Source organism: Streptomyces sparsus (assembly GCF_054776295.1).
Map to the genome: position 1 here is coordinate 1 of NZ_BAAHCA010000069.1, position 11692 is coordinate 11692.

12 protein-coding genes are annotated in these 11692 nt (G+C 72.6%); 9 read left to right on the forward strand and 3 right to left on the reverse strand.

Going from position 1 to position 11692, the window contains the following annotated elements; translation table 11 throughout:
- From ACYVE9_RS06735 to ACYVE9_RS06745, 3 genes are all read right to left on the reverse strand, one after another.
- Positions 1 to 715: condensation domain-containing protein (locus ACYVE9_RS06735; RefSeq protein ID WP_461026803.1), on the reverse strand; the 715-nt coding region annotated here is incomplete at its 3' end.
- Positions 716 to 864: 149 nt separating this feature from the next.
- Complete coding sequence (locus ACYVE9_RS06740) at positions 865 to 1071, reverse strand: MbtH family protein (protein WP_461026804.1); 207 nt, start codon at positions 1069 to 1071, stop codon at positions 865 to 867.
- 164 nt (positions 1072 to 1235) lie between these two features.
- Complete coding sequence (locus tag ACYVE9_RS06745) at positions 1236 to 2309, reverse strand: amidinotransferase (protein WP_461026805.1); 1074 nt, start codon at positions 2307 to 2309, stop codon at positions 1236 to 1238.
- A 505-nt stretch (positions 2310 to 2814) separates the two neighbouring features.
- On the opposite strand from ACYVE9_RS06745, the gene ACYVE9_RS06750 reads away from it, so the two are divergent.
- The 9 genes from ACYVE9_RS06750 (at position 2815) to ACYVE9_RS06790 (ending at position 11690) form a co-directional block, all read left to right on the forward strand.
- A complete protein-coding gene (locus ACYVE9_RS06750) occupies positions 2815 to 3813 on the forward strand; it encodes a methyltransferase domain-containing protein (protein WP_461026806.1) in 999 nt (332 codons plus the stop codon).
- Positions 3814 to 3864: 51 nt separating this feature from the next.
- On the forward strand, positions 3865 to 4356 hold the full coding sequence (locus ACYVE9_RS06755) for a VOC family protein (RefSeq protein WP_461026807.1): 492 nt from the start codon (positions 3865 to 3867) through the stop codon (positions 4354 to 4356).
- Positions 4356 to 5303 (forward strand): hypothetical protein, encoded by a 948-nt coding sequence (locus ACYVE9_RS06760; protein ID WP_461026808.1) that lies wholly within the window; start codon positions 4356 to 4358, stop codon positions 5301 to 5303. The genes ACYVE9_RS06755 and ACYVE9_RS06760 overlap by 1 nt, the downstream gene beginning before the upstream one ends.
- On the forward strand, positions 5300 to 6202 hold the full coding sequence (locus ACYVE9_RS06765; protein ID WP_461026809.1) for an LLM class flavin-dependent oxidoreductase: 903 nt from the start codon (positions 5300 to 5302) through the stop codon (positions 6200 to 6202). The genes ACYVE9_RS06760 and ACYVE9_RS06765 overlap by 4 nt, the downstream gene beginning before the upstream one ends.
- Complete coding sequence (locus tag ACYVE9_RS06770) at positions 6199 to 7065, forward strand: PhzF family phenazine biosynthesis protein (RefSeq protein WP_461026810.1); 867 nt, start codon at positions 6199 to 6201, stop codon at positions 7063 to 7065. Before ACYVE9_RS06765 ends, ACYVE9_RS06770 begins: the two co-directional genes overlap by 4 nt.
- Before the next feature lie 21 nt (positions 7066 to 7086).
- Entirely contained in the window at positions 7087 to 8880 is a 1794-nt protein-coding gene (locus ACYVE9_RS06775; protein WP_461026811.1) for a gamma-glutamyltransferase family protein, read from the forward strand.
- 171 nt (positions 8881 to 9051) lie between these two features.
- Positions 9052 to 10080, forward strand: coding sequence for an iron-containing redox enzyme family protein (locus ACYVE9_RS06780; protein WP_461026812.1), 1029 nt, complete (start codon positions 9052 to 9054; stop codon positions 10078 to 10080).
- A gap of 4 nt (positions 10081 to 10084) precedes the next feature.
- Positions 10085 to 10381 carry a CDGSH iron-sulfur domain-containing protein gene (locus ACYVE9_RS06785; protein ID WP_461026813.1) on the forward strand — a complete coding sequence of 99 codons (297 nt, stop codon included), beginning with the start codon at positions 10085 to 10087 and terminating at the stop codon, positions 10379 to 10381.
- Positions 10382 to 10409: 28 nt separating this feature from the next.
- Entirely contained in the window at positions 10410 to 11690 is a 1281-nt protein-coding gene (locus ACYVE9_RS06790; RefSeq protein WP_461026814.1) for an MFS transporter, read from the forward strand.
- Positions 11691 to 11692: the final 2 nt, after the last annotated feature.

Sequence of the window (11692 nt, forward strand, 5' to 3'; positions counted from 1 at the left end):
GCCGGTCCGCGTCACCGGACGGCAGGTTCCGCAGGTGCCGCCGCACGTCCCGGGCCGGCCCGCGCGGCGGCCGTCCGCTGAGGCTGACCCCCCTGGGACGGTCGGCGAGCACACTCCGCCAGTGCTCGCGGTCCGCACGGAACGCCGGCGACCCGCGGTAGGCGGCGTCGGCGTCGAGGAGGACCCGGATCGGCTCGAACGGGCGGCCGAGGTCGTCGGAGCCCTCGACGAGCCTCGTGTAGAGGTCCGCGACCCGGCCCGCGACGAGGGGGAAGCTGAAGCCGTCGCTGACGAGGTGGTGGCACCCCTGGTACCAGTGGAAGCGGTCGTCGGCCACCCGGAAGAGGGCGTAGCGGGCGAGCGGGTCGGTCAGCGGGTCGCGCGGTCTGCGGAGGTCGGCCCGCATCCACGCCAGGGCGGCGGCCCTCGGATCGTCCTCGTCCCGGACGTCGACGCGGTGCAGGGTGTGCCGGACGGACGGATCGACGGCCGCGGTCAGCTCTCCGTCGTCCTCCGAGAAGCGCAACCGCAGAGCCTGCGCCTCCTGGACGGCCCGCCGCAACGCCTCGTCGAACAGCACGACGTCGAGCGGGCCGGTGATGTCCAGGTACTCGGCCACGTTGAGGATCGGGCTGTCCGGATCGAACCGCTGGGCGTACCACATGCCCCGCTGGCCTGGCATCAGGCCGACGGGCTCGGGACGGCGTTCTGACATCTCACACCCCAAATCAGGCGGCGTCGGCGGCCATGGTCGACGGCTGCGACGGTGCGGGGGCCGGTGCGGCTTCCGTGCGGCGGCGGTCACCGGTGCACAGGCCGTGGGCCGCCGGGGCGGGCGTTCCGTCCGCCCCGGTCACGGGTGGTTCAGGACTCGGCGGCGATCAGTCCGGCGGGGCGCATGTCGGTCCAGTGCTCCTCCACGTAGCGCAGGCACGCGTCGCGCTCGTCCTCACCGCGCACCACCAGCCAGCCCGCCGGCACGGTCGCGAAGGCCGGCCACAGGGAGTGCTGGCCCTCCTCGTTGCGCAGCACGAGGAATCGCCCCTCCGGGTCGTCGAACGGATTGGTCACGGGAACTCCTTCGGATCGGTCGTCGGAGTGTCTCTGCTGGTGCGAGCGTGCCTGGAGCAGGTGTGGCGCAGGTGTGGAGCAGGTGCGGCCGCTCGGCGCCGAGGGGGACGGGCCCGGTGTTCCGCGGCGGCTCGCCCGGTCCTTCCGGATCCGCACGACGCTCCTCAACCCAGGTAGGAGTGGAGGCCGCCTCGGCGGCGGACGTCCAGCGTGGCGCAGTGGAAGGAGCCCCCGAAGCTGTTGAAGTGGCGGAAGTTGCACAGGACGGGCGTGAAGCCCCAGTTCTTCAGCGCGGTGATCATCGGCTCGTCCTGGCGTTCCACCACCACGCGCTGCTCGTCCAGCATGAGCAGGTTCATGTTGATCCACTTGCTCGTCAGATAGAGCGGGTGGGCGTCGGGGATCACCGGTTCCGGCGCGCGCAGCACGTCCCAGCCCCGGAAGAGGTCCGGCACCCGCCGCACCCGGTCGGGGTGGACGAGCAGCTTGCCGGGAGCCAGCGGCATCAGGGTCGCGTCGATGTGCATGGGGTGTGCGTCGTCGAACTCCAGGACGTGGACGCGGTAGCGGTCGCCGAGGTGGCGGCGCAGCCACTCGATGCCGAAGGTGTTGGTGACGTTGCTCCGCTGCGCGATGATGTCCCGGCCGCAGCGGATGAAGTCGGCTGCGTCGAAGGTCGGTTCGAACTCGGTGACGACGAGGCGGGCCGGCTCGTCGTCACCCGGCTCGGTCCACTCGTGGTCGTAGAGCTCGTCGCGCAGCTCCGGCTTGGGCCCGGCGCTCCACCTCGCGCCGCCGTGGAAGTACTCCTTGAGCAGCGGCCGGTAGGCGAGCGTCTCGTGGTACCGCGAGCGCCAGGCCATGGGGCACTCGATGATCTCGTCGCCCACCACGAGCAGCGCGTCCCGCGGCATGGCCGCGTACATGCCGGTGCTGGCCCATTCCCCGGTGGAGTAGGGGCGGCGCTGGGGCATCTGCTCCGGACGGCGGACGGTCACGCCTTCCGCTTCGAGTATCCGGACGAACTCCTCCAGTTCCGCCCGGGCGGCCCGAATGAGTTCCGGCGGGAACGAGCGGCCGGCGTTGCGGCGGAACGCCTCGTGCCGCCCGACCGGAAGAACAGGTTCCATGGAGAAGTGCCAGGTCGGGAAACTCGCGCCGTCGACGATGCCGACGATGACTTCCTCAAGCGGGTCCCACTCCGTGTGGGAGCGGACCGGGCCCGCGTCGCGCGGCACATGCCGAGTTTGCTGGTGCTGCGTGGCTAATCCGTCTTTCGCCGGTGCAGGATCGTCCCATTCCACTTGATGTCCCTCGTCCAGGAGGTGCACGGAATTCATCGACCTGAAGCGGAAGCCCGGCGGGGAGGCGGGAACGGTCGGCTGAGCCACTGCCGGAAGGGGCTGGTCAACCCCTGACTGTCCACAGTCTCCCCGTCCGACTACTGCGGATGCGTGACAGTTGACGACGATGCATTGCCCCTGGCATCTTCGTCAACCCTGCGGTCGTTGTTGTGTACAGCGCTTGCTGTGACGGCCCAGAATGGGGAGCATTACAACGTAGCGGGTATCCCGCGCCTCGGGACAACGGACCCGAGCCCCCGCTCGAAGATCACGCGCTACCGGCCCGGTTCACGACCGGACCACGTACCGGCCGGGCGAACCACCGATAAACGATCAACGGCTCTCAAGATCCTGTTGGCACGTGGACCTGCGCGACTCAAAAACATTGGGGGAAATCGGTATGACTACCGGTGACGCCGAAACGTCGGTGGCCCGTATCTTCAATTCGGCGGTGGCCGCCTCGGCGGTGGGCGCGGCCTGGGAGATCGGGGCGTTGGACGAGTTATCCGACCACGGCATTCTCGACGTCCACAAGTTCGCATCCGAAAAACACCTCGACTTCACGGCGTCACTCGCTCTCTTCCGGGCGCTGGCCGCCGTCGGCATAGTCGAACGGGACGACGCGAAGGTCGTTCCGGCGGCCCGTTTCGCCGAGACCTACCGCGCCCGATCCTTCTTCCACTGGCTCTCCCGGGGCAGTGCCGACCTGTTCCGGCGCATGCCGGAGGTCCTGGTCCCCGAGAACAGGGTGGGGGACTTCCACCAGCGGGACAGCGCGGCCATCGCCTACGCCTGCCGGGAGATCAGCACGTTCTGCTACGACCCCTGGTTCCGGGAGGCGGTCGACGGGCTCGACTTCGAGGTCACCGCCGTCGCGGACCTGGGATGCGGTAGCGGAGAACGAGTGCTGCAACTCCTGCGGCGATTTCCCGCTGCCCGCGGGCTGGGCGTCGACATCGCCCGCCCCGCTCTGGCGTCGGCCGCCGAAGCGGCCACCGCGGCACAACTGGCCGACCGCGTCCATTTCGTGGAAGCGGACGTGCTCGCGATGGAGCCCCGTGCGGAGTACCTGGAGGTGGAACTCCTCACCTCCTTCATGATGGGCCACGACTTCTGGCCGCGGCAGAGCTGCGTCGCCACCCTGCGGCGGCTTCGCGAGCTGTTCCCGGGCACCCGCCGGTTCCTGCTCGGTGACGCCACCCGCACGGTGGGCATTCCCGACGACGAACTCCCGGTATTCACCCTGGGCTTCGAGGTCGCCCACGACCTCATGGGCACCTTCATCCCCACTGTCGCGGACTGGGAATCGGTCTTCGAGGAGGGCGGCTGGCTCCTGCGCCGCAAGCACACGATCGACCTGGCGGTCGGAGAAGTGATCTTCGAACTGGAACAGCTCTGACCGGAACGGTGCTCACCACGGCCACCCGCGCCGGACCGCCGAAGGAGAATCATGAAGGCTCAGCCAGTTCCGCCGGCTCCCCCTCTCCCGCACACGTACCTGCACCACATCGCGGTGCAGACGACCGACCTCGACAACTGCACCACCTGGTACCGCGACTTCCTCGGCTGCCGGCGCACCTGGGCGACGGACCGGTTCTCCGACCTGACGGTGAGCCGCCTGCCGGGCATCGTGCGCATGGCCGAACTGGCCCGCGGAGAAACCCGCTTCCACCTCTTCGAACGTGCCACCTCCGGTGCGGGCCGGCCCCACCCGCACGAGACGCAGTTCCAGCACGTCTGCATGGCCGTCGACTCCCCGGACGCACTGCGCCGCTGGCGCGACCACTGGTGGGATCTGGCCCGTTCCGGCCGGTACGAGTTCTCCCTGCCGGACCCGCCCACCGACGTCGTCATGGACGACGACGGGGTGGAGAGCTTCTACTGCCTCGACGTCAACGGCCTGGAGTTCGAGTTCACCCACGTCCCGGCGGCCGCCTCGTGATGCCCGGCGCCGCCGCGGCCCTCACCCTCCCCGGAACCGGGGGCTGGGACTTCAGCGACTACCCCTACGGTCTGGAACCGCTGACCCTCCCGCACCCGGGTGAGCCGTACGCCACCGACGGATGCGTACGGCACGCCGACGTGACGCGGGTGTGCCAGGCCCTCCACACCCGCGCCGACGAGGGGTTCGAGATCACCCGGCCCGCCGTCGGGCACACCCTGGAGCGGCTGTTCTGGTTCCGCTGGATCACCGGCCACCAGATCTCCTTCGTCATCTGGCGGCTGCTCGCCGACGCCCTGGCCCGGCTCTCCGCGGGAGAGGGCGACCGGGAGGAGCTGTCGGCGGAGATCACCCAGCACGTCCGCGGCTACTGCGGAATGCTGCTCTACACCGGCTCCTGCGACCGCGCCGTCTACAACGGCACCATCCGGCCGAGCATGTACCGCCTGCACAGCACCTTCAGCGGCACGTGGGCCCCCGACTACCCGGCGGTGCGCAGCCTCTTCCGCGGACGCAAGGTGCCGCCGGTCGCCGCCTCGCAGGTCGACGCGCTGGTGCGGGAGGTGCGGCTCAGCAGCCAGATCCACCTCGGCGTGGCCTCGAAGCTCGTCACCGGAGGGCGCTCCCTGCTCCAGCGGTCCGTCGCCGAACGGGACACCGTCCAGCCGCGGATGTGGGGCGCCGTCTTCGACTGCTACTTCCTGACCCTGCGCGCCCCGGCCTCGTCGTCCGAGGTCGCCTCCCAACTCCTGCGCAGGCAGAAGGCCGTCGCCATGGACCTGGTCGCGAACGGCCTCTACCCCGCGGCCGGCAGCGACGAGGTCCCCAAGGAACTCCGGCAACCGGACGTGCTCGCGTGCGAGGAGGACCTGACCGACGCCCTCTTCCGGATCGCCCGCCTGTCCGCCGGGCTGCCCCTCGACCGCGCACGGGCGGCAGCCCGGTGAGCGGGCTGCGGCACGGCGTGGTCCTGCTGCCCGAGCACCGGTGGGCGCGGGCACGGGAACTCTGGGCCCGGGCGGAGACCCTCGGCTTCGACCACGCGTGGACCTACGACCACCTCACGTGGCGCTCACTGCGCGACAAGCCGTGGTTCGGGACGGTGCCCACCCTCACGGCGGCGGCGACAGCCACCTCGCGTATCCGCCTGGGCACCCTGGTGGCCAGCCCGGCCTTCCGGCATCCGGTGACGTTCGCGAAGGAACTGGCGGCGCTCGACGACATCTCCGGCGGCCGGCTCGTCTGCGGGCTGGGCGCCGGAGCGGGCGGCCACGACGAGGAGGTGCTGGGCTCGAAGCCGCCGACGCCCTCCCAACGTGCCGACCGGTTCGAGGAGTTCGTCGAGCTGACCGACCTGCTGCTGCGGTCGCCGGTGACGGACTACACGGGCAGGTACTTCACCGCCGTCGACGCGCACACCGTCCCCGGCAGCGTGCAGCAGCCGCGGCTGCCGTTCGCCGTCGCCGCCACCGGCCCCCGCGGCATGCGACTCGCGGCCCGGTACGCCGACATCTGGGTGACGGCCGGGCAGCCCGGCTGGGGCGAACCCGCCCGCTACGACCGGGCCGTCACGCACCTGGCCGGCCAGGTGCGTGCCATGGAGGAGGCGTGCGCCGCCATCGGACGCGACCCGTCCACGCTGCGTCGCCTGGTGGTGACCGGGGCGATGATCCGCGACGTCTCCGACTCGGCCCCCGCCTACCAGGACGCCTGCGGACTGTTCGAGGCCGCCGGCTTCACCGACGTCGTCATCCACTGGCCGCGGGACGGCTTCCCCTACCAGGGCCGCGTCGAGGTACTGGAGGACATCGCCCACACCGTGCTCGCACCCGGAGGTGCCCCGTGATCCGCTACGAGGTGGTCGACATGTTCACCGACCTCCCCTTCGCCGGCAGCACCCTGGCGGTCGTCCCGGACGCCGACGGCCTGTCCACCGCCGCCATGAGCGCGATCGCCGCGGAACTCAACGCCGTGGAGACGGCGTTCGTGCTGCCGGCCACGGCACCGGACGCCACCTACCGGGTCCGGGTGTTCACCCCCACCGCGGAATCCCCCGGAGGAGGCCACTCCTGTGTCGGCACAGCGGCGACCCTGGTACGGCTCGGTGCCGTCCCGGCCGGGCGGGTGGTCCAGGAATGCGGCTCGGCCCGGCACGTCCTGACCGCACAGGCCGACCGTGCGACGCTCACCCTCACCGGACCGGCTCCGGGCGCCGACCTCGACCCGGCACCGCTGCTCGCGGCAGTCGGACTCACCTCCGAGGACGCGTCCGGTGGAGAACCCCGCGCCGAGGGCTTCGGCACGCCCTTCGCCTTCCTGCCGGTACGGGAGGCGGCCCTCGCCCGGGCGGCCCCTGACCCGGCCCGGATGGCCGCCGCCGCACTCCCCGCCCTGTGCCTCCTCACCTGGGACGGCTCCCGACGCGCCGCCCGGACCCGCCTCTTCGCCCCCGGCTTCGGCATCACCGAGGACCCGGCGTGCGCACCGGTGGCCGCCGCCCTCGGGCTGTGGCTGGCCGGGACCGGCCAGTTGCCCACCGAGCAGGGCAGCCACCCCTACACCCTCCACCAGGGCGCCGAAGCGGGCCGGCCCGCCCTGCTGGCGTGCACGCTCACGGTGTCGAACGGCTCCCCTCCGCAGGCCGCCGTGACGGGCCGCGTCACGGCGGTCGCCCACGGCCGGATCACCGCCCCGCACACCGTCCAGTGACTCTCCTGGGAAGGACCCCCTGTGCTGCTCCGTCCCGAACTGCACGGCACTCACGGCGCCGTCTCCTCCACCCACTGGCTCGCCTCGGCGGCGGGAATGGCGATGCTCGACCGCGGTGGCAACGCCTTCGACGCCGCGACGGCTGCCGCCCTCGTCATCCAGGTCGTGGAACCCCACCTCAACGGCCCCGGCGGGGACGCCCCGATCCTGGTCCACGACGCGGCGAGCGGCAGGGTGGAGGTCGTCTGCGGGCAGGGTCCGATGCCCGCGGCGGCGACCGTCGACGCCTTCCGGCGGCGCGGGCTGGACGCCGTCCCCGGCTCGGGACTGCTCGCGGCGTGCGTGCCGGGCGCGTTCGGCGCGTGGATGCGGCTCCTGCGGGACCGCGGACGCCTGCGGGTCGAGGACGTACTGCTGCCCGCCATCGGGTACGCCGAGGACGGGTACCCGCTGCTGCCAAGGGCCGCCGAGATGATCAGCGTGATGGCTCCGCTGTTCCGCGACGAGTGGACCGAGTCCGGCCGCACCTATCTGGACCACGGCACCGCACCGGCGGCCGGATCCCGGATGCGCAACCCCGCCCTGGGGCGGACGTTCCGGCGCATCCTGGCCGAGGCCCGAGCGGCCGGACCCGACCGCGAAGCCGAGGCCGAGGCCGCGCGGGCGGCCTTCTACCAGGGTTTCGTCGCCGAGGCCGTGGACCGGTACCTGGCCACCGGTGAGGCCGTCGACGCCACCGGCCGCAGGCACGGCGGCCTGCTCACCGGAGAGGACCTGGCCTCCTGGCAGCCGCTCGTGGAGACGCCCGCGTCGTTCGACTACCGCGGCCACCTGGTGCACAAGCCAGGACCGTGGTCGCAGGGCCCGGTCTTCCTCCAGCAACTGGCACTCCTGGAGGGCTTCGACCTCACAGCCATGGGGTACGGCAGCGCCGACCACCTGCACACCGTCGTCGAGTCGGCGAAGCTCGCCTACGCCGACCGGGAGGCCTGGTACGGCGACCCGGCCCACACCGACGTGCCCCTGGCCGCCCTGCTCGACCGCGACTACGCGGCGAAGCGCCGCGAACTCGTCGGACCCGCCGCGTCCGGGGTGCTGCGCCCGGGCTCACCCGACGGCCGCCCCCCGCACGTCCCCGAGTGCCTGGACCGCTCCGGAGCGCCCACCGATCCGGACTGGCTCTCCCAACTGCACAGCGGCATACCCACCGTGCTGCTGCGGACCGCCGCCAAGGGGGACACCACCTGCGTCACCGCCACCGACCGGGAGGGCAACATGGTCGTCTCGACGCCCAGCGGTGGCTGGCTCAAGAGCTCGCCCGTGGTGCCGGGCCTCGGCTTCCCGCTCGGCACCCGAGGACAGATGGCGTGGCTGGCCGAGGGGCATCCCAACTCCCTCGCGCCCGGCAAGCGTCCGCGCACCACGCTCAGCCCCACCCTGGTACTGAAGGAGGGACGCCCCCACCTCGCCTTCGGCACACCGGGCGGGGACCAGCAGGACCAGTGGACGCTGCACTTCCTCCTCAACCACGTCGACTTCGGCATGGCACCGCAGCAGGCCACGGAGGCGACCACGTTCCACACCGACCACGTCCCCACCTCGTTCACGCCACGCCAGTCGCGTCCGCTCTCCCTGGTGGCCGAGCGGGGCTTCGCCCGGGAGGTGCTGGAGGAACTGGGCCACCGCGGCCACGAGGTCCGCGAGGTCCCGGCGCAGACCCTCGGCAAGGTGTGCGCGACGGGCGTGGACGACGACGGCGGCGTCGTCGCCGCGGCCAGTCCGCGCGGCGGCCAGGCATACGCCGTCGTCCGGTAGGCCGGGGGCCGGGGGAGGGGCCGGCCCGTGCGACCGCGACTCCGCACAGGCGACACCGGTCCGGTCTCCCGCGGGACGGCACCGGCCACCCCTGCCGGCCCGCCGCTGTACTCCCGCCGCCCGCCCGATGCGCGCCGTACGAAGCAAGAGACCACCGAAAGCAGGTAGACGATGCGACTGCCCCCGGCACGCGGGCCCGTCAGCGACCGGCTCATCGGCACGCTGCCCACCCCGCCCTCCCGCGCCCGGACCGCCCTCGACCCCCTGCCGGACCGGGACGCGAGCGGCGCGGCAGCCGACGAGGACCTGCAACTGGCGCTGCACGTCTGCTACGAACTCCACTACCGGGGCTGGGAGGGCGTGCCCGAGGAGTGGGAGTGGGACCCCGGGCTGCTGGCCCTCCGGGCGTCCCTGGAGCAGCGGTTCGAGCAGGACCTGCGCACCGGCGTCGCCGCGCCCCTGCTCCGCGACGCGGACACCGGCCACGGCATCGCCGAGGCGCTGAAGCGGCTCACCGAGCAGGAGCACGGACCGCCCCTCGCCGCACACCTGCAACGCGACGCCGACGCCGAGGAGTTCCGGGAGTTCGTCATCCACCGATCGCTGTACCAGCTCAAGGAGGGTGACCCGCACGCCTGGGCCGTCCCCCGGCTCGCCGGGCCGCCCAAGGCGGCCCTGGTCGAGATCCTGGCCGACGAGTACGGCGGCGGCAGAGCCGAACGCATGCACGCGGAACTGTTCCGCCGGACCATGCGCGGGCTGGGCCTGGAAGACGCCTACGGCCACTACCTCCCCCGCGTGCCCGCGGTCACCCTGGCCACCTCCAACGCCATCTCGCTGTTCGGGCTGCACCGCCGGCTGAGGGGCGCGCTCGTCGGCCACCTGGCGGCCTTCGAGATGACCTCGTCCCTGCCCAACCGCCGGTACGGCAACGGACTCCGGCGGATCGGCGGCACCCCCGCGGACACCGCCTTCTACGACGAGCACGTCACCGCGGACGCGGTGCACGAGCAGATCGCCGCCCACGACGTGTGCGGCGCCCTGGTACGGGCCGAGCCCGCGCTCACGGCGGACGTCCTGTTCGGTGCCGCCTGCGCGCTGGCCCTGGACGCCCGGATGGCCGCACACCTGCTCAGCCGGTGGCGGCAGGGCGTCTCCTCCCTGCTCACCGAAAGCCGGCCCCGCGTGTCGGAGGTGTGAGGCCATGACACCGTTCCGCCCCCGCCGCACGACGCCGGCCGACGGCACCTGCCGCGGCCCCGATGACGCGGAGGCGCTGCGCGCCGCCACCGTGACCGTGTACCCCGACGGGCCGCTGCTGCTGCGCGGCGACGCCGAGATCCGCCTGCCCGGCGGGGAGGTGCTCGCCGCACCGGGGCGCACGGTGGCGCTCTGCCGCTGCGGGCGGACCGCCCTGCCCCCGTTCTGCGACGGGACCCACAAGGCCGGCGGCTTCCGGGCTCCGCTGCCGGCGCCCCAGTCTCCGGCAGACCCCTCGTGACCGCCGGCCGGTGTGCGAGGGTGCCCGCATGACGTTGCTGCCAGGGCGTCGCGAGACGCGTCGACCAAGCCGTCTGGGCCGGAAGTTCACGTTGCTGTGGTCGGCGTCGTGGGTGTCCTCGGTCGGTGACGGCATGCGGGAGGCGGCGCTTCCCCTGCTCGCGGTCTCGGTGTCCGCCTCACCCGGTGCCGTCGCGGTGGTCGCAGCCGCCGGGACCCTGCCGTGGCTGCTGGTGTCGCCCTTCAGCGGAGCCCTCGCGGACCGGCTCAACCCCCGGTGGCTGATGATGTCCACCGACACGCTGCGGGCGGTGGTGGTGGCCGGGTTCGCCGTGTGGACGCTCGTCGGGAACCCGCCGCTGCTCGCCCTCGCGCTGGTCGCGTTCGCGCTCGGCTGCGGTGAGACCCTCTTCGACAACGCGGCCATGTCGATGCTGCGGGACGTGGTCCCCGCCGACCGGCTCGACCTCGCCAACGGCCGCCTTCAGGGCAGCCAGATCGTGGGCGGCCACTTCGTGGGACCGCTGCTCGGTTCGGCGCTGTTCGCGGTGGCCGCCGGCCTGCCCTTCGTCGTGGACGGCTTCACCTTCGCCCTCGCCGCGGTGCTGCTAGCCGTCATGGGCCGCTCCGGCCGTCCGGCGCCCGTGCATGGCCGGCAACCGATACTGACCGAGATCGGGGACGGCGCCCGCTGGCTCTGGAACCACCGGGGGCTCCGCCTGCTCGCCGTGGTCTGCACGGTCGCCACCCTGGCCTTCTACCTCGGCGTGACGCTGCTCGTCCTGCTGGTCACCCGGCACCTGGACGCGCCCCCGCTGCTGTACGGCGTGGTGCTGGCAGCCGGCGCCGTCGGAGGTGTCCTGGCCGGCTTCGGAGCCGGCCGGATCAGCACCCGGCTGGGGCTGCGGTCCCGTATCGGCCTGGCACTGGCCGCCATGGCGGTGTCGCTGATCGTGATGGGCCTCAGCACGTCGGTGGTCCTGGTGGCGGCGATGTACGCGGTCGCCAGTTTCGGTGTGGTCACCTGGAACGTGCAGGTGGTGACACTGCGGCAACGTGTCGTGCCGCGGGAGTTGTTCGGCCGCGTCAACAGCAGCTACCTGCTGGCCAGCCGGCTGGGCATGCTGGTCGGGGTCACCCTCGCCGGTTGGATCGGGACGGCTCTCGACGTCCGCGCCCCCCTCTTCCTCGGCGGCGCCCTCCTACTGCTCAGCCTCGCCGCCGTCCCCCGCCTGGCCGGTCTCGACCAGGCCCCGCCCCCGCCGGACGGCACCCCCGGCGACCGCCCCCGGGAGACGACCGGCCACTGACC

Bases quoted from the DNA above. Each gene is read 5' to 3' on its own strand.
- ACYVE9_RS06760 (WP_461026808.1), top strand. From the start codon at position 4,356: ATGCCCGGCGCCGCCGCGGCCCTCACCCTCCCCGGAACCGGGGGCTGG.
- ACYVE9_RS06750 (WP_461026806.1), top strand. From the start codon at position 2,815: ATGACTACCGGTGACGCCGAAACGTCGGTGGCCCGTATCTTCAATTCG.
- ACYVE9_RS06790 (WP_461026814.1), top strand. From the start codon at position 10,410: ATGACGTTGCTGCCAGGGCGTCGCGAGACGCGTCGACCAAGCCGTCTG.
- ACYVE9_RS06780 (WP_461026812.1), top strand. From the start codon at position 9,052: ATGCGACTGCCCCCGGCACGCGGGCCCGTCAGCGACCGGCTCATCGGC.
- ACYVE9_RS06755 (WP_461026807.1), top strand. From the start codon at position 3,865: ATGAAGGCTCAGCCAGTTCCGCCGGCTCCCCCTCTCCCGCACACGTAC.
- ACYVE9_RS06785 (WP_461026813.1), top strand. From the start codon at position 10,085: ATGACACCGTTCCGCCCCCGCCGCACGACGCCGGCCGACGGCACCTGC.